Below are 23764 nucleotides of genomic sequence, written 5' to 3'. Positions count from 1 at the left end.
ATTGAAACCCGCGCAGGCGGGTTTTGTATGTGTAGCCGCGAATTCTATTCGCTAAGGCATTTATCAAACCTTACCCCGCAACGCCGCTAACTCTTCCCGCACAGATAAAGACGAGTATCCTAGTTCAAAAGCCTTGGAACTATCTAAAGAAACATCCACTGGTCTTGGCGCAGACATTTTCACATCTTCTTGTCGGCAAGATTTAAGCCCCGCTTCAGGAAGTTGCAACACCTCCACTAATAACCGACCAAATTCATAACGCGATATCCGCTCTCTCCCGCCCAAATGCAGGCGTCCATTTACTTTCTCCAATGCCAATAAAAGCCCTTTTGCTGCTGTTGTTCCGCTAACTGGGGTTCGGAATTCATCAATAAATAAACTTAATTCTTTACCCTCTCTCAGCATTTGGATAAAGGGCTGCATGAAACTTGTAGCCGTAGGTGTTGCCATCCCAAACATTAAAGGCATCCGGCAAATAGCGGTCATGGGATAACGCTCTAACATCCCTTCTTCCGCCATCACTTTTTGCTCTCCGTAAACATTGACAGGAGACACGGGATCTGTTTCTTGATAGGGAGCGTTTAAGCCATCGAAAACTAAATCAGTGGAAGTGAAAACGCAAGGAATCGCAGCATCCGCACAAAGTCCCGCAATATTACAAGAGGCGGTGACATTAATCGGGTAGGATTCATCAGGATATTGTTGGCAAAAATTAGGTTGCGATCGCGCGGCGGTATGAATCACTCCATCAGGCTTAATTTCTTGGAACAAATGCTTGAGTTCCTGAAAATCCTTTAACTCAACTTTCAGCAAATTTACGCCAGGAATCTCTAGAGAATGGGAAAAATAAGTTCCATAAACCTCCCATTCTTGTTTTGCTAGCTGGCAAAGATGCCACCCTAAAAAACCACTGGCACCTGTAACTAAGAGTTTTTTCATCGGATTACCAAACCTGTCATATAAGCCCACAAGCTTCCGCCAGGGGCTAAACCAACCAAGCCTGCGATCGCAGGCGAAAATCTCTGGAAGCGTTAACCGCAGCCAAAGTCCGCGAAAGCGTACCCTTGAAGGTGACGACTGCTAACTCAGAACAAAAGCATCGTAGCTCATCCTTTAAGATACTAAGGGCAGTTTTGTAGAACCTGACCCTCGGTGTATCGTTCATCACTTGTGAGTACGCGCTATGCAGTGGCTAAGCGAGCGATCGCTCATGGCAGTCCCAACGGTCACAGGCAGCGAGAATCAGGGAAATGTTGCTGAATTAGTGATTTTTCTGATCGTCTTGTTGTTGGTTGCCACAGGAGTTGCCTTACTATCTCGACGATTTCGGATTCCCTACATTACAGGGTTAGTATTGGCAGGGTTAGCGATTACAGAGCTTTTGCCAGGTCGCATCCGTCTCGATTCCTCTCTGATTTTTAATCTTTTTTTGCCGATTCTACTGTTTGAATCGGCAATTAATACCGACGTCAGTCGTCTACGCAGCACATTTAAACCCATTGCCTTATTAGCAGGAGTGGGATTTCCCTTCTGCGCTGCCATCACCTCAGTCTTGCTGAAACTAGAACTCGGCTTAGATTGGGTTCCCGCCTTGCTGGTTGGGGTTATTTTGTCAATTACAGACACCGCTTTAGTCATTGCGGTTTTCAAGGAAGTATCTGTTCCCCACCGACTGGTTACGCTCGTAGAAGGTGAAAGCTTAGTCAACGATGATGTGGCGCTGGTTTTATTTAGCCTAATCTTGACTGCAAATTCAACCGGCTCATTAACGCCCCTCGATGTCGTACAAGCATTTTTGTTCGTAATTGTCGGCGGAATCTTAGTTGGCTTAGCCTTGGGCTATCTCAGTATTGGTTTATTTAGCCAAGCAGACGATCCCCTCAGCGTGATTCTACTCACGGTTGCCGTAGCGCTGGGAGCCTTCCAATTAGGCGAATTTTTCCACGTATCCGGTGTGGTTGCGGTTGTGGTAGCAGGACTGATTGTGGGCAACCTGGGGGTTTCTCGCAGCACCTCTGCTTCCACTCAAGTCACCTTGTTTAGCTTCTGGGAATTTGCCGGGTTTGGTGTTAATACCTTTATTTTCTTACTCATCGGCTTAGAGATTAATCTCATCACCCTTTGGCAGACGCTTCCAGCCGTTCTTCTCGCACTGATTGCCTACCAAGTCGGGAGGGCGCTCACCGTTTATCCACTCTTGGACTTAGTGCGTTTTTTTGACAAACCCATTCCGGTGAAATGGCGGCACGTTCTCTTTTTGGGCAATATTAAAGGCTCGCTTTCCACTGCCTTGGCGTTAAGCTTACCGGCTAATTTGCCAGGACGAGATAAGCTGGTTGTGATTGTCTTAGGGATTGTGCTGCTGTCGTTAGTAGGACAGGGAGTAAGTTTACCGGGGTTTGTACGACGGTTAAAGCTCGATCGCCATTCCGAATCACGGCAGCAGATCGAAGAATTGCAAGCTCAATTGATGACTGCCAAAGCAGCGCAGGATGAATTGGAGAGTCTCCTGAAATCGGGAGTTTTACCAAAATCAATCTACGAAGAGATGCGAGCAGCTTATCAGGTGCGGGTGGCAGCTTCTGAAAGAACGTTGCGGGAGATATATAATCAGCGTCCCGAAGACTCTGCTGATGAAAGTAGCGATCGCCTAAAATTAGACACGATTCGTCGGCAATTACTCTTGGCAGAAAAGCAGGTACTCAATGATGCCCTCCGCAGACGAATTCTCTCAGAAGAAGTGGTGCAAGAACGCATCAAAACCATTAACGAGCAACTTCTAAGTTTGGAAGATGACTAGAACACAATCCTAAGAAATCAATCACTTGATGTAACTTTTCCGATTTCGTAACAACTAGCACGGTTGCTCCCGCCTCTAGCACTGTCTTTCCATTCGGAATGACGAGATCGGTTTGGGGATGGGATTGATAGCCAATAATTAAAGAACCGCTGGGAAACCGAGAATCCTGAGCGACTTGTGCCACGGTACGACCCACAATGTCAGACTCCGGTGGCACTTTGAGTTTGAAGACTTCTACCTGACCCTGCTCAAAGTGCATCATTGATTCTACTTGGGGATATTCGATCGCATTTACCATCGTGGTCACGGCTAGGTCAACCGTACTGATGACATGATGCGCTCCGGCAATCCGATAAGGTTCGGCAAAATCACTTTGGCGCATCCGAGTTACGATATGGGAGACGCCATAGTGCTTGGCAAGTGTCACCATTGCCAGATTTAAAGCATCATTGCGGAGGGCGGCAACAAGCGCATCTGCCTTGCGAATTCCTGCTTCCATTAGCACTTGCGTACTGACGGCACTGCCTTCAAAAGCCATCGCTCCGACTTGTTCGCGAGCATACCGGCAGGCGGTGGGATCGGTATCGATGATGGCAACCGTGTGTCCTAATTCTACTAATTGTTGGGCTAAGTCCAGCCCGACCAGTCCTGCTCCACCAATCAATACGTACATGGCTCACCTCTGTTGCAGGGATTTACGTCTGACCCTCAAAATCTACAGTGTAGTTGCTGGGTGGCGAAAGGAGTAAATTATCCCAATTGTTACTCAGGGCGATCGCGTTTTTAAATTTGCACCGCAACGGACAATGGCAGAGGAAAGTTGAAAAGCTGGCATCATATCCACTTGAAAATTGTTAATCAGAAAAACTTTCCTATTCACTCTTGAGCAGGCACCTGCCAAATCTTAATGCTGCCATCATGACTGCCAGTCGCTAAAGTTTGCCCATCGGGACTGAAAGCGAAAGAATTTACTTTACTGTCATCTCCTGCCAGAGTGCTTTTGAGTTCGCCAGTGCGAGGATTCCACAGTTTGATCGTATTATCCAAACTGCCACTGGCGATTGTCTGTCCCTTGGGGCTAAAAGCAACAGAATTAATTAACGTAGCATTTCCCTTCAAAGTGGCGATCGCTTCCCCGTTACGAGGATTCCACAGCTTGATGGTGCCGTCATTACTGCCACTCGCCAAGAGTTTTCCATCGGGACTAAAGGCGACGGAATTTACCCAATCGGAATGCCCTTCCAGGGTACGAATGCGGATGCCCATGCGCGGATTCCATAAGTTGATCGAGCGATCGGCACTACCACTAGCTAATGTTTGCCCATCCGGGCTAAAGGTAACGCAATTCACAGCATCTAAATTCCCTGTCAGGGTGCGGATGAGTTCCCCATTACTGAGCTGCCAAAGCTTGATCGTCTTGTCTAAACCACTGCTGGCTAAAGTTTTTCCATCGGGACTGATGGCAATGGATAAAACTGAGGTGGAATCCCCGTTAAGGGTGTGGATGAGTGCCCCGTTACTGAGTTGCCATATCTTGATGGTGCCGTCATAACTGCCACTGGCGACAAGTTTTTTATCCGGACTAATGGCAACGGCATGAATGGGTTTGATATGTCCTGCTAGGGTACGGATGCGGATACCTTTGGGTAAATTCCACAACTTGATAGTGCCATCTTCACCGCCACTGGCAAGAATCTGCCCATCGGTACTGATGGCGATCGCCTGCACATAGTTAGAATGCCCTGTAAGCGTGTCAAGCGGTTGAGCTGACTCGGATGCCGTGGTTGGTGTAGACGCTAAGGTTAAATCTTCCCCTTTTACAGATTTGGCAGAAGATTCAAGCGAACGGCACCCAGTCAAAGTCGTCACTGCACCCAAAGCGATCGCCACGAAAACTTTTCCGAATTTTGGCAGATGCGTCATGGATAGTCACCGTAGAAAACATCACGTCTATCCAGGATGGATACAATATAAATTTGGAGCTGTCATCATCCACTCGGATGAGCATATCTGGTTATGTCCCTGCCTGTTGTCGCTATTATCGGTCGCCCGAATGTGGGCAAATCTACTCTTGTCAATCGATTGGCAGGTGTACAAGACGCCATTGTGCATGATGAACCTGGAGTCACGCGCGATCGCACCTATCGTTCTGCCTTCTGGGAAGACCGGGAGTTTGTCATCGTCGATACCGGCGGCTTGGTGTTTAATGATGACACCGAGTTTTTACCCCTAATTCGGGAACAGGCAATGTTGGCACTCTCAGAAGCGAGTGCAGCAATCTTTGTCGTTGATGGTCAGAGTGGGTTAACAGCAGCCGATGAAACGATCGCCGACTGGTTGCGTCAACAACCCGTGCCCGTCCTGCTAGCGGTGAATAAATGCGAATCCTCCGAACAAGGTCTCACCCAAGCAATGGAGTTTTGGGAACTGGGATTGGGCGAACCCTTCCCCGTCTCAGGCATTCATGGGAGTGGCACCGGCGAATTACTCGATGCCCTGATTACCTATATCGTGCCAGCAGGAGAAATCCCAGAAACTGAAGAAATTAAAGTCGCCATTGTCGGACGTCCCAATGTCGGTAAATCCAGCTTGTTGAACGCTTTCGTCGGCGAAAATCGTTCTATCGTTAGCCCGATCTCTGGCACGACCCGCGATGCCATCGATATGGTAGTAGAACGCAACGGTAAAACCTACCGATTGATCGATACCGCCGGGATTCGCAAAAAGAAAAACGTTGAATACGGCCCGGAATTTTTTGGGATTAATCGCGCCTTTAAAGCGATTCGTCGCGCCGACGTGGTTTTGTTAGTCATTGACGCGGTGGATGGCATCACCGAACAAGACCAAAAACTGGCTGGGCGGATTGATGAAGAAGGTCGCGCTTGCGTCATCGTCATCAATAAGTGGGATGCTGTTGAAAAGGATTCCTACACCATCTACGAGTTTGAACGCAACTTTAAAGGACGGTTGAACTTTATCGATTGGGCAGAAACGATTTTTGTCAGCGCTCAAACAGGTCAGCGGGTGGAAAAAATTCTAGATTTAGTGAATACAGCCGCCGAACAACACAAACGCCGCGTCACGACTGCTGTAATTAATGAAGTGCTACAAGAAGCAATTTCTTGGGTTTCCCCGCCCACGACCCGCCAAGGGCGTCAGGGCAAGATTTATTACGGCACCCAAGTGAGCAGCCAACCTCCAGCGATCGCGCTATTTGTCAACGATCCCAAACGCTTCAATGACAACTATCGCCGCTACATCGAAGGTCAATTCCGAAAACAGTTGGGTTTTACTGGAACCCCAGTACGCTTATTCTGGAGAGGGAAAAAAGTCCGCGAGGTGGAAGCGGGCAGTCGTAGTAACCGAGCTACTCGCGTTTAATCGATTAAAAATTAAAAATGTAAAATGAATTTTTGCATTTTTAATTTTTAATGTTTAATTTTTAATTTTCTATGGATTTACTGCGATCGCTGCCTCTGGGGCTGTACCTCGAACAACCAATCACTTGGCTGCATCACCTCGACCCCAGGGTGAAAATAGCCTGGTTGATGAGCTTTCTCATCGCTCCAGTCCTGGCAAATCCCATCTGGCGCATCGCTCTGGCGGTGCTGCTAGTTGCCATTACTGTGACGGCGGCGATTCCATTGCGCGTATGGAAGCAACAAATGGGTTGGCTGTTGATGCTGTGCTTTTTTGTCTTCATCCTGAGCATGATTGCTCCCGATGGACTTGGAGCAGACTCTCAGCGACGTCTCCCAGCCGATGAAATATCTTTTATTCAGAAACCTGCTACTCCCAAGCCAGGAGTTGTCAAATCCGCTGCAACTCAAAAACCAGAGGCGACAAAACCTGTCTCCACTCAAAACCCGTCAAGCTACCGTTACGTCCTGTTCCACCAAGGGCCAGTCAAAATTACTCGCAAGTCCTTGGCGCTAGCAATTAACGTGAGTACCTTACTATTTACCTTAATTTACAGCACCAACCTGTTTTTGCTGACCACAGCTCCAGAGGAAATTACTGCGGGGATCGAGACTTTAATGCGACCGCTGCGAGCATTCAAATTTCCCGTGACAGAAATTGCTCTAACTTTGACTTTATCGCTGCGCTTTATTCCCCTGGTTTTAGAAGAAGTGCAGAATTTAGTTCGTTCCGTGCGGACACGGGCAATTAACTGGAAAAAACTGGGGATCCGCAAAAGTCTGCAACTTTGGTTGATGGTTGCCGAACGGTTGCTTGAAAATCTCCTCTTACGAGCCGAGCAAATTGCTAGCGCCATGAAGGTTCGCGGCTTTACCAGCCCCAATAGCCATCGCGTCCAATGGCACCAGTTGCGTCTCAAAAAGAGCGACTGGGCGGGACTGGTGAGTTTGGTCGTACTTTGGGGGGCACGGCTGATGTGGGGATGGGAGAGTTAAGAATTAAAAATTCATATGAAACCTTGGTTTTGGCGATCGCTTCCTCTACAACATCGAACTGGCTCAGAAGTATTCGCCGCCCTGTTTCTGGACGCTGGTAAAATTGCTACCCTACTCGAAAGTCCCTACAATCCGCTCCTTCAACACTCAACTGAAGCCAAGAACGCGATCGCCAGATATTCGATTTGTGCCGGTGCGCCGCGCTTTATAGATGGTGTACAGGCAGTGTGGACTCCACCCGTTGGCGAGATCCTCCCCTTCCTACGCCGCTTGCGGCAACGTTCTGCCTTCAGGGATGAATCTCTACAGCCGTCACTACCTTTCACTGGCGGCTGGCTGGGATGGCTGGGTTATGACCTCGCTTGGGAGATCGAGCAGCTACCCAATCTAAATTCTGACCCCCTACCATTCCCGGTTGCTTATTGGTATGAACCAGCATCCTTTGCTGTCCTCGACCATTGGGAACAAACCCTATGGCTAGCCGCTAGCGATGAAGCCGAACTCGATTTCTTGCAAAGCCTGCTGGAAAGCCGAACGCAGTACGGGATAGCAGAGGAGCCAGCATCTTCAATCCAAAATCCAAAATCCCCCCATTTCCATTTTTGGACGCCCCAAACTGATTACGAAGATGCGGTGCGGCAAGCGAAAAAGTATATCCGAGCCGGAGATATCTTTCAGGCAAATCTTTCCCTACGCTTTGAAAGCCGCGTAACCGCCAGTCCTTGGGCAATTTATCAAGCGTTACACCAAATCAATCCTTCTCCCTTTGCCAGCTATTGGCAGACCCCGTGGGGGGCACTCATCAGCTGTTCTCCAGAACGATTGGTTCAAATGCAAGATCGACAAGCGCAAACGCGACCGATTGCAGGAACGCGATCGCGTGGCACTACCCCCGCCCTCGACGAGCATCTGGCGCAAGACTTGATTGCCAATGCCAAAGAAAGAGCCGAACACATTATGTTGGTGGATTTAGAGCGAAACGACTTGGGGCGAGTGTGCGAGTGGGGTTCTGTAGAAGTTAACGAACTTTTCACCGTTGAGCGCTACAGCCATGTCATGCACCTCGTGAGCAACGTCATCGGCAAAATCCGCCCAAACTACGACGCTGTTGACCTGATTCGCGCCTTCTTCCCAGGCGGTACTATCACTGGGTGTCCGAAAGTCCGCTGTATGGAAATCATTGAAGAACTCGAACCCGTGCGTCGCAATTTGTTCTACGGTTCCTGTGGCTTTCTCGATTGGCGCGGGCACCTAGATTTAAATATCTTGATCCGCACCCTCCTCTATCCCAAGCGTGCCGATGCAGCGATGGTTTACGGGCAAGTCGGGGCGGGAATCGTTGCCGATAGCGATCCAGAACGAGAATGGCATGAGTCTCTACACAAAGCTCAAGCTCTGCTAGCAGCCTTGGGAAGTTTTAATGTTATTAGTGATTAGTTCTGGGTCATCAGTCCAGTGCCATTGGCGAATGGCTACCAGACAGGGTTTTGAAGAGCCACTCTTCTATTAGCAACTAGCAACAGAATGATTCGGCTGGGAACGGATATTGTTTATATGCCTCGGATTAAAGCCGCTGTTGAACGCTTTGGCGATCGCTTCTTGCAGCGCGTCTATACTTTTGATGAACAACAAGATTGCGGCTACACTCAGAGCGATAGCAGTCGCCTCTCTATCAACCAGCTAGCAGGGCGCTGGGCGGCAAAAGAAGCCGTTGCTAAAGCACTGGGAACTGGATGGCGGGGAGTCAGCTACACCGATATTGAGATTCGACGTTTACCCACGGGTGCACCGCAAGTATTTCTTCACCATTCAGCCGCCGCCCAGACAGCAGGGTGGGAAGATTGTCAGTGGCAGCTAAGCATCAGCCATGATGGCGATTATTCGGTAGCCACCGCCATCCTCGTTTGCTCACCCTGAAAAGTGTCGCCAATTCCCAAACATTCTCTCTGAGGTGCCCGAATACAAGCTATCATCTGCATAGTTTGAACTAGAGTGAAACATCTTGGGTTTCAACAGAGAGCGGCTGGCGCGAGTCGCACTGCCGCTTAAACTCTTCGACTTTTCCCAATCTCTCCCTTAGGGATGGGCATTCTTCGCGTGGATGTTAATGAGCAGCGAAACCTATTTAAATCACCCTACATTTGGCTTACTTTACAGAGTGTGTCTGCTTGAGGACAGCCAGGAACTATTTACGACCCTTTATGCCCAGCGTCTCTTCTTTTTGGTGAATACCAGTCCTACCGGCATCACGTTTGAACCGATTACCCGCAGCGATGGTCGCCTCATGGTGGAAAACCGTTTGCGGATGCTCCGTCGCAACGGTCAAATGGAGGAGTACACCCAACTTCAGGCTATTCATAAGCGAACATTTCAATAGGGGCAAGCAATTAAAAATTAAAAAATCCTTTTTAATGCAAGCATTTTTAATTTTTGCTTCCCTGTTTATTTTCAAGTGAAGTCAAATGACTGGAGCGATCGCCCAACGCCTTTCTGAAATTCGCCAGCAACTACCGGAATCTGTCCGCCTCATCGCCGTTACGAAACAGGTTTCCCCTGAAGCCATGCGCGAAGCTTATGCAGCGGGAGTAAGGGATTTCGGCGAAAGTCGCATCTCTGAAGCTGAACTTAAACAAGCGCAACTGCAAGATTTACCAGACATCACCTGGCACCTGATTGGACACCTTCAAAGTAATAAAGCTCGAAAAGCCCTAGAACAATTTCAGTGGATTCACTCGATAGATAGTTTAAAATTAGCCCAACGATTAAACGAACTGGCGCTTGAGCTGTCGCGATCGCCCTTCATCTGCCTGCAAGTGAAACTACTGCAAGATCCCAACAAGTATGGGTGGACAGTTCCTCAACTGCTTGCCGATTTACCAGCCCTGAATGAGTGCTACAATCTGCAAATTCAAGGTTTGATGACAATCCCGCCTTTCGATCTCAAGGCTTCTGAAATCCTGTCAGTTTTCGATAGAACCCGCAAACTAGCCGATGAAATCAGACAGCAAAACTGGTCAAATATTCAAATGCAGCAGCTATCAATGGGAATGTCAGGTGATTACCCGCTAGCTGTGCAATCTGGGGCAACAATGATACGTTTGGGGCGAATTATTTTTGGAGAACGGGCATCCTGAAAAGCCCCACTATGCTTACAAATGTCAACATCTATTCCGAACAGATGAGTGGGGTAATGAAGAGGCATCGGATATTATATTGCCAGCACGACTATATGATTATTATTGTCGTTTCCTTAAACTAGGACTGCTGCCTCAAGGGTGCCCTGCGATCCCAGCCCCAAAGTCTAACCTTAAATCGTGATGGAGCGTGAACTGTGAATAATATTTTTTCTAAGCTACGAGATTTCGTGGGTCTCAATGAGCCAGCTCAATACGAGTATGACGAGTACGAAGAAGCCGAGGGAGAAGAGTACCAAAATCTCTATCAAGAACAGCATCCTCAACCGACGACAGCAGAAGAAGAACGTCGCCAGAGCCGTCGAGCGCGGACAAACACACCTGTTGCAAGAGAAATAGAAATGGGGACAACAATGAATAATGTGATTGGGATGCCCGGTTCGGTGAATGGAATTTCGGAAGTGATCGTGATGGAGCCACGTTCTTTTGAAGAAATGCCCCAGGCAATTCAAGCATTGCGCGAGCGGAAGTCAGTCGTGTTAAACCTGACAATTATGGACCCAGATCAGGCGCAACGAGCTGTAGACTTTGTGGCTGGTGGCACTTATGCGATCGATGGGCACCAAGAGCGGATTGGCGAAAGTATCTTTCTGTTTACACCGAGTTGTGTTCAAGTCAGTACCCAGACTGGCGTGGTTCACGAAGTGCCTCAACCACAAGTCCGGATTCCCCGTCCCTCTGCCCCCTCCCCAGCTTGGTCAAACGAACCGACCCGGATGGCGCAGTAAAATTTCTGAGTCGAGACGCTTGTTAGCGGTCAATGGTCAGTCGTAACGACTAAAAACAACTGACCGCCGACAACGGACTTTTCATGCTGATAAGGATTGGGGGACGAGGTTGGCTACTAAATTCGGCATGATTGGTGGCGGGGTAATGGGAGAAGCTCTATTATCCCGCCTGATGCAAAAACAGCTTTATGCCACAGAAGAAGTCTTGGTGAGTGAGCCGCAAAGAGAGCGGCGAGACTTTTTGGCACAGCAGTACGGCATCCAGGTGACGGCAGAGAATCGGGCGGTGGCGGCGGCAAAGGATGTGCTGTTACTGGCGATTAAACCTCAAGTGTTTGCAGCAGTGGCGGCAGACTTAGAGAAGGAAATTTCTGCCCAAGCGTCGCCGCCAGTGGTGATTTCGATTATGGCGGGTGTTTCTTTGAGTCAACTGGAAGCAGCTTTTCCCCAGGCTCCAGCGATTCGGGCGATGCCGAATACTCCGGCGACGGTAGGGGCAGGAATGAGTGCGATCGCGCTGGGTCAGTACGCCACCCAGCAGCATCTAGAACAAGCAAAGGCGATCTTCCAGGCGGTGGGAGAGGTTGTTGAAGTGCCAGAATCTTTAATGGATGCGGTGACAGGGCTTTCGGGTTCGGGTCCCGCTTATGTGGCGCTGATGGTGGAAGCACTCGCAGATGGTGGGGTAGCGGCTGGATTGCCAAGAGCGATCGCGTCTTCGTTAGCCCTGCAAACCGTCTTGGGGACTGCCCATCTGTTGCACGAATCGGGAATGCATCCCGCTCAACTAAAAGACCGCGTGACTAGCCCTGGAGGTACAACTATTGCTGGGATTGCCCAGTTAGAAAGGGCTGGTTTCCGCTCGGCTTTGATTGAGGCAGTGGTGGCGGCTTCTCGGCGCTCTCAGGAGCTTGGTCGTTAATGCATCGCTGAATACTCTTTTCCGGCTACCAAAAGTAAAATGATTTGTTAAAAATCCTTTATGCGGCAAAAATGGGCAAATAAAGTCTTTATTTTTAGCCTTTTGCTGATACTGGTCGTTACACTTTTTCCTTACGATTTTGCCTTTAAAGAGAATGCTAGTAAAATAAATTATCGCTTTCTCACTTCAGAATTTTTTAAGTTAAGAAATTTTTACGACTTAATCACTAACGTTTTATTATTCTCCCCCTTTGGTTTCGTCTTTTCCTGCTTGATGCAGCAAAAAAGATTCTTAGGGAGAAAGACACTTGTTTTCATCTTATTAACTTCTTTTTGTTTAAGTTTTACAATTGAGATTTTACAGTTATTTATTCCTTCTCGAAGTTCCTCTTTTGTCGATATTGGTGCCAGTATTTTAGGTGCTTTTATCGGTTTTTTAAGCTTTCGTTTAGGGGGAGATAAAAGCCTAGGAGCAGCCTTAAATCTTCTTAGAAGTAGTAAGAGTTTTCTTTCAATCAAAAAGTTAACGGCTGCTTTTATTGGATATATTATATTGATTTTTATAACGACGCTCCTTTGGCAAAATTCTGGAAGTCTCAGTAATTGGAATCACACTTTCCCGCTGAGTCTTGGCAACGAGCCAACCGGAAATAGACCTTGGAAAGGATATATTTCAGAGCTATACGTCGCGAATAAAGCAGTTTCAGATCAAGAAGCAGAATCCGCCTTTTCCTCGGAAATTCCATTTTCTGCAATCAAAAAAGACCTAGTAGCGGTATATCAATTGACTGGTACAGGTAGTTACCCCGATTTAACTGGGCACCTTCCAGATTTATCTTGGCGAGGCAATTTCCCAACTACTCAGGATCAAAGGGGTGCTTCTCTCGATTCCAATCATTGGCTAGAGACAAAAAGCTCTGTAGCTTTAATGACCCAAAAGATTGCTGAAACTTCTCAATTTACAATAGGTGCCGTTGTCGCTACTGCTGACACAATGCAGGCTGGCCCTGCTCGAATTATTTCCCTTTCAGCAGATGATGAAAGCCGCAATTTTACCCTTGGGCAAAAGGGAGCGGATTTGGTGTTTCGAGTGCGAACTCCAGTCACCGGAAAAAATGCAACAAACTATCAACTAGCTGTTCCAAATGTTTTTGGTGACACCAAGAATCATCAGATACTTCTTACCTATGAAGGGTCAATTCTTAAAATTTATATAGATGGATTGAAACAACCTTATTCACTGAAACTGGTTCCGGAGGTGATGATTTTTCAGTTATTACCTTTTGATGCTAATAGTATTAATCTAGAAATCTACAAAATTTTCTATTATGGATTGATTTTTATCCCTATTGGCTTCTTTCTAGCACTCATTAGTGCAAGAGCCAGGGGAAAACTTATTTTTTATGCTGTATTGCTTTTTGGAGGAATTTTATTCCCATCTTTAATATTAGAAGTCATATTAGCGATTGGAACCCAGAGAGCAATTAGGCTGGATAATCTACTATTTAGCATGGCACTAGCTGTTAGCACCATGCTGATAGTGAAAAGGTGGGCTAACTCTTGGTTACGCAGGGAGATAACAGCATAAAAACGAGTAAAGATGCGAAATGACGTTTAGTATCACAACACCTAAGCATCTCTATAAGTTAGGAAATAAGTTAGGAACTTTGTTCGGGTTCTGTTGATAATTTTTGACCGATTTGGGGTTCGGTACCGGCAAGTAAACGCTCAATATTGCTGCGGTGTCGCCAGATGACGTAGATACCGCCAGCGATCGCAAAGATTAGATAAGGTAACGGCTGCTTGAAAATTAACATCCAAACCGAAACCGCGATCGCACCCGCAATGGAACCGAGGGAAACAATTCGGGAAAAGGCAATAACTGTGCCAAACACCGCTGCTGTTCCCAATGCCACAGGTAAGGACATCGCGAATAAAACGCCCAGGCTCGTGGCAACTGATTTCCCGCCCGTGAAGTTCAGCCAGACAGATTTACTATGACCGATGCTGGCAGCGAATCCGGTGCCAGCAACTAACCAAGATTCCCAGGTAGCAGGCAGGACAGACGTTGGCGCAAAAGTTGGCGCGAAGGCATATAAGGCGTAAACCAAAGCGATCGCGCCGACTCCTTTAAATAGATCGATCACTAACACCGCGATGGCTGGCCCTTTTCCCAAGTTTCTGAGAACATTGGTGGCACCTGTAGAACCAGATCCCTGCTCTCGAATATCAATCCCTTTGAGCCAGCGTCCTGCCAAATAACCCGTAGGAATCGAGCCTAAGAGATAGGCTGCGATTAACAATGCCCCACTTAAAGCCAGCTGTAGACCCATCTAACGCCTCTTGCTTGTAGCTCAATTCGTCTGTCGCTAATATCTCATATCAGCGGACATCTGCTGAGGATCGGGTGCAAAAGCTAACCACAGAGGAAATTGCAGCAGCGACAGATTAATCTGATCTTCTGTCTCATCAATGATAATTAGCGGCATCTGGCGTTCCTTAACCAGACGCTCTGCCTTTTGCACGACCGCTTCTGGGGATTCAAACAAAACGATTCCCTGTTCTGGACCAAAATCAGAGCGGGAAATGCCCAGACAGTCTTGCAAACCCCGTCGCCATTCTCCCAATCGTTCTGGGGAGTTGGCAAGGATCAGGGCGCGAACGCGATCGCCATACAGCGTGCTTAATACCGAGATGACGGAAGAAGCAATCAGGATATTTTGCAGGCGACTGCCCATTGTCCGCAAAGCGCCTCTTCCTCCTTGCGTGAAAAACCAGTTCGCAACTCGCTCCGCATGAACCGGCTCAAAGGTACGACGCAATTGCCAGGGCGGGCCATAATAGTCAGGTCGCGTCCGGTACTGGTCTAAAATACTGCGAATTTGTTTTGCAGTTGATTGAAAGCTCTGTTCTGTAAATTTGGGGTTTACAGGCGATGCAGCCTTCGACTCTTCCACGACTGGAACTGCCTTCGGGGGTTCTGGTTCCTTCTGGAGTTGCAATTCTTCTGCCGCTACTACCAAATCTTGTAAGCTACCGACCAGATAATCTTTAAAGCCTTGCACCCGAATGGCTAATTCTTGGGAGGTGCCAGCAAAGGTTCTTCGCATTTCGTCTCGGATGCGTTCCCGTCGTCGTTCCAGTTGTTCAACGGAAATTTGTAGTGTTTGTCTGCGTTGTTCCAGATCGTTCAAAGACTCCTGCACCAGACGGTTCAACGACGCTTGGGTTTGAGCCAGCTGGTCTTGCAGAACTTTATTATGAGAAGCTTGCAGGGCGGCAATTTCCTGAATTAATGCCTCTTCCTGCTGTTGTAAATCAGCCACCCGTTGCTCTAAAACAGAGACGGAATTTTCCATCGCTACTGTTATATTTGGCTCCTCAGCATTATCTAATTCCTCAACAACGGCGGCAATTTCCGCTTCTGAATCATCAAATGCCTCCACAACAGCGGCAATTTGTAATGCTATAAGATTGTCTGAGGCTGGATCGGCAGTTACAGTTTCCTCTTCTGGCGCTTCTAAATTGTCCGATGCTTCAACAACTGGCTGTTGTTTTTGTTCTTGCTCTTGTTCTTGTTCTTGGGTTTGAGGTTCGTCTGAATTCATCTAACAATTAACACTTAACAACTAACAATTAACTACTCATCTGTAAGGACGCGCATCTGTGTATCCCTACGCACTTGCTTTTGGACAGCGTTGTTCCAAGCAAGTTTTTAGCATTTTGGGATCGAAGAGAACCGGCAAAAAGTGAATGCTTTTAACTTCTTTGAAGTAAAACAGAATCGGCACTGGAGTCCAGAATATCTGCCAATTTTGCCATTCCTGGTAGGGAAAACGCCGAATTAAGGTTTGGGAACGATAAACATCTAATGCTGTTTCGGTGAATTGCAGGCGAATCGTTGCCGCCTGAAACAGCAAGAACAAACCAAATGCAGCGATCGCTAAACTCACCCAAGGTTGAACGAATAACAGCCCAATCGAAGCCGCCACTAACACCAAAGGAATTGCGTAGCTGGGTGCCAGTTCAACAGTTTGTGAAGGTAAAGAAGATGTAGTAGTAGTCACAGGCATAAACCCGATATTGTAAACTATCGTACTAGACCTACCCACTTTCTTAGCGTTCAAGCTGAAGTGGGGCGGCAGTCCAAATCCCGACTTGAGATTCAAGCTCAGGATTGCAACTTTATTTATTTTAAAGGTTTTCCGCCTCAGACCCCTTTAAGTACGGCACTACCCGTTCCCTGAAACATTAACCACGATAAGAAAAAGTTAGAAATAAAGATAGCTAGCAAAGCTGTGACGACTGCTGTGGTGGTCGATTGTCCAACACCTTTTGCGCCCCCAGTGGTTGTTAAGCCCCAACTGCAACCAATTACGGCAATCAGCGCCCCAAAGAAAAATGCCTTAATTAAGGCACTACACAAATCCCAGACTTGCAGGAAATTCCGGGCAGACTCTAAAAATACATTTGGGGCAATTCCGTAGAGATTTCTGGCAATGAGCAATCCCCCTGCCATGCCAGTGAGGATAGACAAAATAGTTAAAACTGGCAGCATTAAGCAGCAGGCGATCGCGCGGGGAATCACTAGGTAATCAATTGGGTCAGTTTTCAGCATATAGAGGGCGTCTATTTGCTCGGTGACGCGCATCGTGCCAATTTCAGCGGCAAACGCCGAACCGACTCGTCCCGCCAAAATCACGGCAGTCAGGACGGGGCCAAGTTCCCGGCATAAGGAAAGCGCTAACACTCCGCCCACAGCACTGCCCGCACCCAAGTTGACAAATTCTCGCGCCACCTGAATGGTGAATACCATGCCGACAAAACCGGCTGTTACCAACGCAATTAAGAGCGATTCTGGGCCAACCATCGCCATTTGGTCGAGGGTGTTGCGCCGATGGATTTTTTTTGTCAGAAGGTGAACGACCACCTGCCCACCCAGCAAAATCGCCGCCAGCAACCGCTGACCCCATAACTCTAAGCTGGAACTGGAAGGAGTCTCGCTCAAGGATGTCCTGCTGACTCAACGACTTTGTAAAGCATAGCTGATGAGTGGCGACGACCTACAAGAATCTCTTTTGTACTGTTCGCACGGCTGTGGCTCAGCACTCTGGGCGCGGGGCTGGGGAATCTCTGGGAGATTCCTGAGATATATTTACGGACTTTAAACAAGATTTTTAAGGTTTATTTAAGATTTCTGACAGATCGGGATAGTGACAGCGATCGCTTCTATCGTATATAGAAGTTGAAAGTCTCGTTCCCGATTCTCCGCTCGGCAGTTCATTCGCACTTACAGTTTCATGAACATTTTGCCTAACTATTTCCGTTCCCTACTCTTGACGAGTTTTCTTAGCTTCACCGCCCCGATTCTGCTGTTCGCTAGTGTGTTGGCAAGTCTGTCCATACTAGGTTACATTCCCCTCCTTGAAGCAGTCAGTCAGTGCGGCAGAGCGGTAATTCTAGAGTTTCTTACCGTCTTTGGCAGCGGGTGTTCCATTGAAGGTCTCCTGGTAATCGGTTTTACCTGTAGCGTCGCTGGAGCCATGTTTGACACCTACGCCTTTTATCGTTACCAAAATTTACGTGGAAATTAATCTTTCGCGATCGCTTTCGTCGTTGCCAAATCCCCAACCATCAACAAGCGTTCTGTTGCGCGATCGCAGTTCTGACAGAATTTGTTAGAGAATGCCGTCTCTACCCAAGGTCTCTACCCAAGTTAGGTAAGATTGTGCCCCCAAAAGCGAGGCACAACCACAAAAGACTTACTTTACAGATTCCACCGATCGCAATTTCGCTTCATTTGTGTCGGATCTGGTCGTAAATCTTCAAATATTCCGCCCCTGGATCTTTCCACGAGTAGTCATACTCCATACCCTGGAGCGCAAGCTGACGAAACTCTTCGGGATGGTTGTACCACAGCTTAAAAGCACGCTCCATTGCTGATTCAAACGCAGGCTCATCACTGTGCTCGAACACAAAACCATTCCGTTTTTCCGGGGGCTTTGTTTGGTCGTAGTCTCGGTCAAACACAGTATTCACCAGTCCACCAACTGCCCGCACGACTGGCACCGTGCCGTACTTTAAGCCAATCATCTGAGTCAGTCCGCACGGTTCGTAGTTGCTAGGGACAATAATCATATCCGCCCCGGCATAGATCAAGTGGGATAACTCTTCATTAAAGCCAAGTTCTAGATGAACGTCAGGATTCTCATTCAAAAAGGCTTTTTCGTGCTGGAAATGGGTATTGATTCCCGGTTCCGTTGCCGAACCCAACAACACAAATTGCGCCCCATTGTTGAGTGCGTAGTAGATCGCATGATGGACAAGATGGACGCCTTTTTGAGCGTCTAAACGACCGATGTAGGCAACGATAGGTTTATCAACGTCGCGGAGCAAAAGTCTCTCCCGGAGGGCTTTTTTAGTCTCGGCTTTCCCTTCTAGATTCTCTTTGCTGTAATGAGCGGGTATATAGCGATCGCTTTCGGGATTCCAAAAATCACGATCGATGCCGTTGAGTACGCCAGTGAATTTATCCTGGTGCAGATGCAAGGTATGACCTAAACCAGAGCCAATCTCCGTGCAACGGGCTTCCCAGGCATGATGGGGCGAAACGGTCGTCACAGCGTTGGCATAAACAATCCCCCCTTTCATAAAGTTCAAGGCAAAAGGGTTGAAGTTGTCTTGCAGGCGATCGTAAGTGAAGTAGTAAGGTTCGTTATTCAGCCCGGTTGCCCACAGGGTCTCTTTACCGCCCATCCCTTGATGTTTGAAATTGTGAATGGTGTAGCAAACCCGTTGAAGACCCATCTCATACTTGTAATTCTCGAAGAGCATGACTGGAATTAAGCCGGTCTGCCAGTCATGGCAATGAATGATATCGGGTCGCTTGTTGCTTTGGAGGAGAAATTCTAAAGCGGCTTTGCTGAAGAACGCAAACCGCATATTGTCGTCGTTGCACCCGTAATAACAGCCTCGATTGAAGAAATTATCTTCAGAGTGGGGTTCGATAAAGAAACACAGCCGCCCGTGTACCCAACCACAATAAACAGAACAGTGGACTTTACCGCCATACCAGGGTACCCACAAATCGCGGTAAGCATCGTGAAGTCCCCAGATGTGGTCGTACCGCATGCAATCGTACTTAGGCAAAATCAGCTCGACGCAATTTCCCTGATTTTCTAACTCCCGACTCAGCCCGTAAACGACATCTCCCAAACCACCAGCTTTGATGACCGGAGCGCATTCAGAGGCAATTTGTACGATGTACATCCTTACTCCTCCTGAGATAGAAATCTATTTTCTTAATTTCACAAAAGTATATATACACCTCAGCAATAGCGACCCCGCCATTCGGTATAAACAAGCCGGACATCGTAGTTTGATTCCGGCTGCGTCCGCTGAATGCGACCCGTAAAATAGAGAGCAAAGCTCGTCTGAGTTTTTTTGGAGGCGATCGCAAATGGTCAGGACACCATCTAAACCCTTAACCTTGGAAGAGTTTCTGAAGCTACCTGAAACCAAACCCGCTAGCGAATACATAGATGGTCAAATTATTCAAAAGCCTATGCCGCTGGGGAAACACAGCATAATTCAAACAGAACTACCCACTGCTATCAATGCAGTTGTTAAACCTCAACGTGTTGCAAGAGCTTTTTCAGAACTGCGATGTACTTTTGACGGACGTTCAATTGTTCCTGATGTCTCAGTGTTTACCTGGGATAAAATTCCCCGCGATGAGAATGGCGAAATTGCTAACGTTTTTCAAATAGCTCCTGATTGGATAATTGAAATTTTATCGCCCGACCAAAGCCAAACGAAAATTACCAAAAAAATTCTGCATTGTTTAAAATATGCAACTCTAATGGGTTGGTTGATCGATCCCAAAGAGCAAACGGTATTTGTTTATCTTCCAAATCAACTTTTAGAAGTATTTGATGAACCAGAACAGCAACTTCCCGTGCCATCTTTTGCAAATGAGCTACAGCTTACAGTAGGAGAGTTGTTTGGTTGGCTGTTGGAGTAACTTAAACTAATTAGCGATCGGGTCTTTGCCTGTTCGAGTTATGCGATCGCTTCCCTTTTTTTTTAAAATTTTTACCTCTCGATCCGGATCATTATTAACTAGCTGGTAAGTTCTAGATAGAAACCTACTACTTGCAAGCTATCCATATGAATTACAACTCATTGTCTGATTCTGACCTGCGGAATCTACATGAAAGCCTTGTGAACGAAAAATTAAAGCTTGAAGATGAACTCTGGAAATTAGGAGTACATTCGGAAATCCTAGGCGCAGTAAAGCAAAAAATATTTGACTTAGCAGAAAAAGAAAGGAGTGTTGAGTCGATTGCTGAACTCCTCCTACAGCGTCAAAATATAGATTATTAAAGCTATTCTGTAATAATAGTATATATTCGTTTTTGCTAAGTAATCCTTTGTTTCAAGTAGTCTATTCGGTGTTCAATCTCCTGTCTTGCCAAGATATCTAAATCTTCCGGTATCCTATTTTTTATAGCATTCAAAGCTTCTGCATAAATATTAAGGTTAGATAAAGTTTGATGGATTGGTGGCTCCCGCAAGAGATTTGTTCTTCGAGTTAGTATAGAGTTATAAATTAGCTCTAAATATTTCTCAATTTCCCAGTAAAATCTTTTAACAGTATCCTTATTTTCTTTTAATTCAGGGAACTTTTCTAAAGCAGCCTTGGCAGCTTTTTTTGCTAACATATCTCGATTAGATAACCACTCTAAAGCTTCTTTTAGTGGACGACTACCATTAGGCTCTAGTCTAGATTTTAATTCAGATTCTGTTATTTCTACCTCTTTATCAAGATTTACTACTTTTTCTATTTTAGAAACCACCTCCGCACGATTTATTTTTAATAAATCCTCTTTTTGCTTTTGAATCCGTACTTTGTATTCAACCAGTGCTAGCTTAGCAGCGGATGCTCCACGTTTTACCAACTCTTCTTTTGCATCCGGTTTCAAATTGAAGTTCAAGGGCGTAAAACCTGATACATCAATTTCAATGTCTATGTAGTTAGGAGCTTGAGAAATATTGGCAGGAGGTAGGCTTCCACGTCTCATCATCAGATCGAAAGTTCCTTTCAATGCAGCCCGAACCTCCGGTGACTCAAGGTATTTCTGCGGTTGTTTGAAACGTACACCAATAAGTACACAACTCGCCTCTATGGCTCGTTGATATAAAGGGGCAACCGGAAAATTGAGTAGAACTCCACCATCTACTAGCTCCTGTCTCCGGTCAAGGCGTGGTATTGGTTTGAAGAGGCCAGGAATCGAAATCGAAGCCCGTACTGCAAATGAAACAGTCGTGTGTGGTTCTGTATCTTTATCAAAAACTACCGGGTCTCCTACTGAGTTGTTCAGGTCACAAGCAATAATAGCTAAGTAGATTTCCCGAAACTGATACAAATCAGCAAAGGTAATATCAGATGGCTTCCCTGGAACATTTTTACCTAGCTGATCTCGCAGCCATCCATGAAAACGCTTCCCGTCGCTGTATGCATCTTGCTCAATAACCAATTTCCACCACTTTTGACAATTCACATACTCAGACCAGTTGAGCTGATGAAAGAGATCAATGGTATGAGCTGGATTGAATCCAGCAGCACAGAGCGCAGAAACAATTGAACCAGCAGATGTTCCGGCTGTACCAATGATGTTGAACTGTTGCGATACCTCCTGCCATGCACCGAGATGTGCCATCCCAAGTGCGCCACCACCTTGAAACGCGATGTATGCTGACGGTTCATTTGATATATCTGTCATCATCTACCTGCTATTCACGTCGCGTACTATTATGGCTTAGTACTTGCCTCATTATGCAAGTAGTAGGTAGGGTGGACAAACTACAAACTTCATGAATGATTTTGCTTTCTGCCGCGTCACTCTACTGAATGAGAATTACTGCCTCTTCCGCCTTAGTATTTAGAGCTTTTTTCAATTCTTGCCCAACTTTCCCAATCAGTTCGTCAAAAGCTTCCTGATTCTCTGTTAGTTGTTGTCTAAAAACCTTCTCTAACTCAGGTTTCATTTGCTCGCAGGTAGAGTCGATCTTGCTATCGCTCAAAAGAAGAGAACGAGTCCAACTCGGAACATCTACTTTTGTCTTAATTGCTTCTTGGGTTTTGCTGCGGGTGATCTCCACTCCGGCGGCAAGAACTGAGGCACCGTAAATTAGCACGATAGGCCAAGTCAAATGTCCGGTTAAAATTAGAGCGATGATGCTACCGACAGTCCCTCCACCAATCACCACATTGACGATAAATCCCACCGTTTCGGCAAGAATCGTGTCTCCAATCGATAGGTCTGGACTAACCACATCGGGGTCGATACTTTCCTCAAACCTTAAGCTACTTCTGGGGATCTGAAACTTTTGACAAATGGGGTCAGTTTCTTCAGCTAATTCAGGTTGGATCTTGGTGTTAAACCAAGTGGCGCATTGAGTATTGACGATTTGCCGAGCGCCAGGACTTTCAATCCACTGCTCCGCCTGCTTTTTCATAGACTCTTCCAAATCAGCCAAAGTGCGTATTTTGTTGTTTTGCCAGTTTTTTAAACTTGGTTGAATTGTGCTTTCAATCAGCCCCTCTGATAGTGGCTTAGCCAGCAATTCGATTAACTCTGGAATATGTTTTTTGACCAGGTCTTTTAACTTTTTTGAGTCAAATAGTGTATTGACCTCTTCTTTAAAAGCAGCAGCACGCAGATCCCATCTTCCTACCCGTGCTAGACCCAAGGCAATGCAGCGTTCGGGTTCTGGATCGGGGCGAACTTGAGTATCTGGTTCAGGGAAGATTTCCTCGCAAATCTGGCGCGTAAATTTCATCCGGGATGCACCGCCAGTCATCAGCAAAAGTTGCGGTACAAAACCTTGTTTTTCAAGCCTTTCTTTCGCCTCATTCACTGATTCCCGGAACGAATGAAGCCAACTCTTGCCGCCCAATTCTGGCAAAGATTGATTCAAGATTTCATCCATAACCGCTTTATTAACTTGAGGCACAAAGTAAATCTGTTCGTTGATCGACTCAAAGCCGCGTGCAAAGGATTGAGGATTGCTGTATACCTGTTCGTTAGAAAAGTAATCTTCCTTCGCTTTGCGACAAGCAAGTTCGCAACGCGCTTGGTGATGAGGATATGCCTCAAATACTCGTTCGAGTAAAGCTTTTTCCTCGTGGTTAGCGAGAGTCTGGGCAAAAATTGCTTTATCGATTAGAGAAGCTCCCAGCGCATTACTTCCGAAATCTATCGGGATTTCGTGCAAACTTTTAACCAAAGTAAAATCTGTAGTCGAAGAGCCAATATCAACAATTAGCACCGACGATTTGAGTTTGTCATAAGAAAGCTTCCCAGCTTCCTTAGCTTGCATGAAAGCCGCCCGCGACTCTGGGACAACGCTGACTAAAGGAATACCAGATTCCTTCAGTAACTTTTGGTATTCTTCTCGTTCGTCAACAGACCATCCTGAAGGGCATCCGACGTAAAATTGGCTAGTTTCTCCACCTTCAATCTGTTTACTTTCTTTCAAAAGGCGGTAGTAAGTTTCTAGAAACTTGCTAATTGTTTCCCGATAAGTCGGGTCGGTATTTGGTTTTTGTTTGAAAGCGATTTTGAGCTGAGTAACGCCAGCTTGGATTAATGCTTGTTCTCCAATTAGATAACCGATATCGGGATGCCAAGCTAGTGCTGT

The 23764-nt window shown here is 46.7% G+C and carries 24 protein-coding genes; 13 read left to right on the top strand and 11 right to left on the bottom strand.

All coding sequences use genetic code 11. The features are described from left to right. Positions 1-63: 63 nt before the first annotated feature. Complete coding sequence (locus H6F50_RS10085; RefSeq protein WP_190428593.1) at positions 64-939, bottom strand: NAD(P)-dependent oxidoreductase; 876 nt, start codon at positions 937-939, stop codon at positions 64-66. A gap of 46 nt (positions 940-985) precedes the next feature. Next, complete coding sequence (locus H6F50_RS10080) at positions 986-1165, bottom strand: hypothetical protein (protein ID WP_190428592.1); 180 nt, start codon at positions 1163-1165, stop codon at positions 986-988. 45 nt (positions 1166-1210) lie between these two features. On the opposite strand from H6F50_RS10080, the gene H6F50_RS10075 reads away from it, so the two are divergent. Beyond that, positions 1211-2800: a Na+/H+ antiporter gene (locus tag H6F50_RS10075; protein ID WP_347277155.1), complete on the top strand. Its 1590-nt coding sequence runs from the start codon at positions 1211-1213 to the stop codon at positions 2798-2800. Here H6F50_RS10075 and H6F50_RS10070 read toward each other — a convergent pair. Together H6F50_RS10070 and H6F50_RS10065 are read right to left on the bottom strand one after the other, a co-directional pair. Continuing rightward, positions 2766-3473, bottom strand: a complete 708-nt coding sequence (locus H6F50_RS10070; RefSeq protein ID WP_190428590.1) for a TrkA family potassium uptake protein — start codon at positions 3471-3473, stop codon at positions 2766-2768. The two genes, H6F50_RS10075 and H6F50_RS10070, sit on opposite strands and share 35 nt — an antisense overlap. A gap of 203 nt (positions 3474-3676) precedes the next feature. Then, on the bottom strand, positions 3677-4723 hold the full coding sequence (locus H6F50_RS10065; protein ID WP_190428589.1) for a WD40 repeat domain-containing protein: 1047 nt from the start codon (positions 4721-4723) through the stop codon (positions 3677-3679). Between the two features lie 93 nt (positions 4724-4816). Between H6F50_RS10065 and der the strand changes: the two genes are divergently transcribed. From der to H6F50_RS10020, 9 genes are all read left to right on the top strand, one after another. Further along, positions 4817-6181: a ribosome biogenesis GTPase Der gene (der, locus tag H6F50_RS10060; protein ID WP_190410755.1), complete on the top strand. Its 1365-nt coding sequence runs from the start codon at positions 4817-4819 to the stop codon at positions 6179-6181. Between the two features lie 71 nt (positions 6182-6252). Continuing rightward, positions 6253-7215 (top strand): CbiQ family ECF transporter T component, encoded by a 963-nt coding sequence (locus H6F50_RS10055; protein ID WP_190428588.1) that lies wholly within the window; start codon positions 6253-6255, stop codon positions 7213-7215. Between the two features lie 15 nt (positions 7216-7230). Then, positions 7231-8652 (top strand): anthranilate synthase component I, encoded by a 1422-nt coding sequence (locus H6F50_RS10050; protein WP_190428587.1) that lies wholly within the window; start codon positions 7231-7233, stop codon positions 8650-8652. Between the two features lie 87 nt (positions 8653-8739). Then, positions 8740-9132 (top strand): holo-ACP synthase, encoded by a 393-nt coding sequence (gene acpS, locus H6F50_RS10045; protein WP_190428586.1) that lies wholly within the window; start codon positions 8740-8742, stop codon positions 9130-9132. A 190-nt stretch (positions 9133-9322) separates the two neighbouring features. Continuing rightward, the gene (gene pipX, locus H6F50_RS10040; RefSeq protein ID WP_190410751.1) at positions 9323-9592 is read left to right on the top strand and encodes a transcriptional coactivator PipX; all 270 of its coding nucleotides are present in this window, start codon (positions 9323-9325) and stop codon (positions 9590-9592) included. Positions 9593-9677: 85 nt separating this feature from the next. Continuing rightward, the gene (locus H6F50_RS10035; protein ID WP_190428585.1) at positions 9678-10349 is read left to right on the top strand and encodes a YggS family pyridoxal phosphate-dependent enzyme; all 672 of its coding nucleotides are present in this window, start codon (positions 9678-9680) and stop codon (positions 10347-10349) included. Between the two features lie 197 nt (positions 10350-10546). Next, positions 10547-11137: a cell division protein SepF gene (locus tag H6F50_RS10030; RefSeq protein WP_190410749.1), complete on the top strand. Its 591-nt coding sequence runs from the start codon at positions 10547-10549 to the stop codon at positions 11135-11137. A gap of 109 nt (positions 11138-11246) precedes the next feature. Beyond that, positions 11247-12059, top strand: coding sequence for a pyrroline-5-carboxylate reductase (proC, locus tag H6F50_RS10025; RefSeq protein ID WP_190428584.1), 813 nt, complete (start codon positions 11247-11249; stop codon positions 12057-12059). A gap of 60 nt (positions 12060-12119) precedes the next feature. Then, positions 12120-13646, top strand: coding sequence for a VanZ family protein (locus H6F50_RS10020; protein ID WP_190428583.1), 1527 nt, complete (start codon positions 12120-12122; stop codon positions 13644-13646). A 70-nt stretch (positions 13647-13716) separates the two neighbouring features. Here H6F50_RS10020 and plsY read toward each other — a convergent pair whose 3' ends face one another. The 4 genes from plsY to H6F50_RS10000 form a co-directional block, all read right to left on the bottom strand. Beyond that, positions 13717-14391, bottom strand: coding sequence for a glycerol-3-phosphate 1-O-acyltransferase PlsY (gene plsY / locus H6F50_RS10015; protein WP_190428582.1), 675 nt, complete (start codon positions 14389-14391; stop codon positions 13717-13719). A 36-nt stretch (positions 14392-14427) separates the two neighbouring features. Further along, positions 14428-15666, bottom strand: a complete 1239-nt coding sequence (locus H6F50_RS10010) for a DUF3086 domain-containing protein (RefSeq protein ID WP_190428581.1) — start codon at positions 15664-15666, stop codon at positions 14428-14430. Positions 15667-15732: 66 nt separating this feature from the next. Then, entirely contained in the window at positions 15733-16131 is a 399-nt protein-coding gene (locus H6F50_RS10005) for a DUF3119 family protein (RefSeq protein WP_190410744.1), read from the bottom strand. A 137-nt stretch (positions 16132-16268) separates the two neighbouring features. After that, positions 16269-17066: an MlaE family lipid ABC transporter permease subunit gene (locus H6F50_RS10000; RefSeq protein WP_190410743.1), complete on the bottom strand. Its 798-nt coding sequence runs from the start codon at positions 17064-17066 to the stop codon at positions 16269-16271. Positions 17067-17358: 292 nt separating this feature from the next. Between H6F50_RS10000 and H6F50_RS09995 the strand changes: the two genes are divergently transcribed. Beyond that, the gene (locus H6F50_RS09995) at positions 17359-17652 is read left to right on the top strand and encodes a hypothetical protein (RefSeq protein ID WP_190410742.1); all 294 of its coding nucleotides are present in this window, start codon (positions 17359-17361) and stop codon (positions 17650-17652) included. A 202-nt stretch (positions 17653-17854) separates the two neighbouring features. Here H6F50_RS09995 and glgA read toward each other — a convergent pair whose 3' ends face one another. Continuing rightward, positions 17855-19327 (bottom strand): glycogen synthase GlgA, encoded by a 1473-nt coding sequence (gene glgA, locus H6F50_RS09990; protein ID WP_190428580.1) that lies wholly within the window; start codon positions 19325-19327, stop codon positions 17855-17857. Positions 19328-19517: 190 nt separating this feature from the next. Here glgA and H6F50_RS09985 point away from each other — a divergent pair, with 190 nt between their 5' ends. Continuing rightward, positions 19518-20081 carry a Uma2 family endonuclease gene (locus H6F50_RS09985; RefSeq protein ID WP_190428579.1) on the top strand — a complete coding sequence of 188 codons (564 nt, stop codon included), beginning with the start codon at positions 19518-19520 and terminating at the stop codon, positions 20079-20081. 200 nt (positions 20082-20281) lie between these two features. Continuing rightward, a complete protein-coding gene (locus tag H6F50_RS09980; protein WP_190428578.1) occupies positions 20282-20443 on the top strand; it encodes a hypothetical protein in 162 nt (53 codons plus the stop codon). 35 nt (positions 20444-20478) lie between these two features. Here the strand turns inward: H6F50_RS09980 and H6F50_RS09975 are convergent, their stop codons facing one another. Both H6F50_RS09975 and H6F50_RS09970 read right to left on the bottom strand, forming a co-directional pair. After that, positions 20479-21846, bottom strand: coding sequence for a patatin-like phospholipase family protein (locus H6F50_RS09975; RefSeq protein WP_190428577.1), 1368 nt, complete (start codon positions 21844-21846; stop codon positions 20479-20481). A 118-nt stretch (positions 21847-21964) separates the two neighbouring features. Beyond that, a partial coding sequence (locus tag H6F50_RS09970) for a plasmid segregation protein ParM domain-containing protein (protein ID WP_190428576.1) occupies positions 21965-23764 on the bottom strand: 1800 nt, incomplete at its 5' end.

Origin of the sequence: Coleofasciculus sp. FACHB-712 (assembly GCF_014695635.1) — a bacterium.
Classification (GTDB): Bacteria; Cyanobacteriota; Cyanobacteriia; order Cyanobacteriales; family FACHB-T130; genus FACHB-T130.
This window is presented reverse-complemented; position numbering and strand designations above follow the sequence as displayed.

Bases quoted from the DNA above. Each gene is read 5' to 3' on its own strand.
- H6F50_RS10085 (WP_190428593.1), bottom strand. From the start codon at position 939: ATGAAAAAACTCTTAGTTACAGGTGCCAGTGGTTTTTTAGGGTGGCAT.
- H6F50_RS10080 (WP_190428592.1), bottom strand. From the start codon at position 1,165: ATGAACGATACACCGAGGGTCAGGTTCTACAAAACTGCCCTTAGTATC.
- H6F50_RS10075 (WP_347277155.1), top strand. From the start codon at position 1,211: ATGGCAGTCCCAACGGTCACAGGCAGCGAGAATCAGGGAAATGTTGCT.
- H6F50_RS10070 (WP_190428590.1), bottom strand. From the start codon at position 3,473: ATGTACGTATTGATTGGTGGAGCAGGACTGGTCGGGCTGGACTTAGCC.
- H6F50_RS10065 (WP_190428589.1), bottom strand. From the start codon at position 4,723: ATGACGCATCTGCCAAAATTCGGAAAAGTTTTCGTGGCGATCGCTTTG.
- der (WP_190410755.1), top strand. From the start codon at position 4,817: ATGTCCCTGCCTGTTGTCGCTATTATCGGTCGCCCGAATGTGGGCAAA.
- H6F50_RS10055 (WP_190428588.1), top strand. From the start codon at position 6,253: ATGGATTTACTGCGATCGCTGCCTCTGGGGCTGTACCTCGAACAACCA.
- H6F50_RS10050 (WP_190428587.1), top strand. From the start codon at position 7,231: ATGAAACCTTGGTTTTGGCGATCGCTTCCTCTACAACATCGAACTGGC.
- acpS (WP_190428586.1), top strand. From the start codon at position 8,740: ATGATTCGGCTGGGAACGGATATTGTTTATATGCCTCGGATTAAAGCC.
- pipX (WP_190410751.1), top strand. From the start codon at position 9,323: ATGAGCAGCGAAACCTATTTAAATCACCCTACATTTGGCTTACTTTAC.
- H6F50_RS10035 (WP_190428585.1), top strand. From the start codon at position 9,678: ATGACTGGAGCGATCGCCCAACGCCTTTCTGAAATTCGCCAGCAACTA.
- H6F50_RS10020 (WP_190428583.1), top strand. From the start codon at position 12,120: ATGCGGCAAAAATGGGCAAATAAAGTCTTTATTTTTAGCCTTTTGCTG.
- plsY (WP_190428582.1), bottom strand. From the start codon at position 14,391: ATGGGTCTACAGCTGGCTTTAAGTGGGGCATTGTTAATCGCAGCCTAT.
- H6F50_RS10010 (WP_190428581.1), bottom strand. From the start codon at position 15,666: ATGAATTCAGACGAACCTCAAACCCAAGAACAAGAACAAGAGCAAGAA.
- H6F50_RS10005 (WP_190410744.1), bottom strand. From the start codon at position 16,131: ATGCCTGTGACTACTACTACATCTTCTTTACCTTCACAAACTGTTGAA.
- H6F50_RS09995 (WP_190410742.1), top strand. From the start codon at position 17,359: ATGAACATTTTGCCTAACTATTTCCGTTCCCTACTCTTGACGAGTTTT.
- glgA (WP_190428580.1), bottom strand. From the start codon at position 19,327: ATGTACATCGTACAAATTGCCTCTGAATGCGCTCCGGTCATCAAAGCT.
- H6F50_RS09985 (WP_190428579.1), top strand. From the start codon at position 19,518: ATGGTCAGGACACCATCTAAACCCTTAACCTTGGAAGAGTTTCTGAAG.
- H6F50_RS09975 (WP_190428577.1), bottom strand. From the start codon at position 21,846: ATGATGACAGATATATCAAATGAACCGTCAGCATACATCGCGTTTCAA.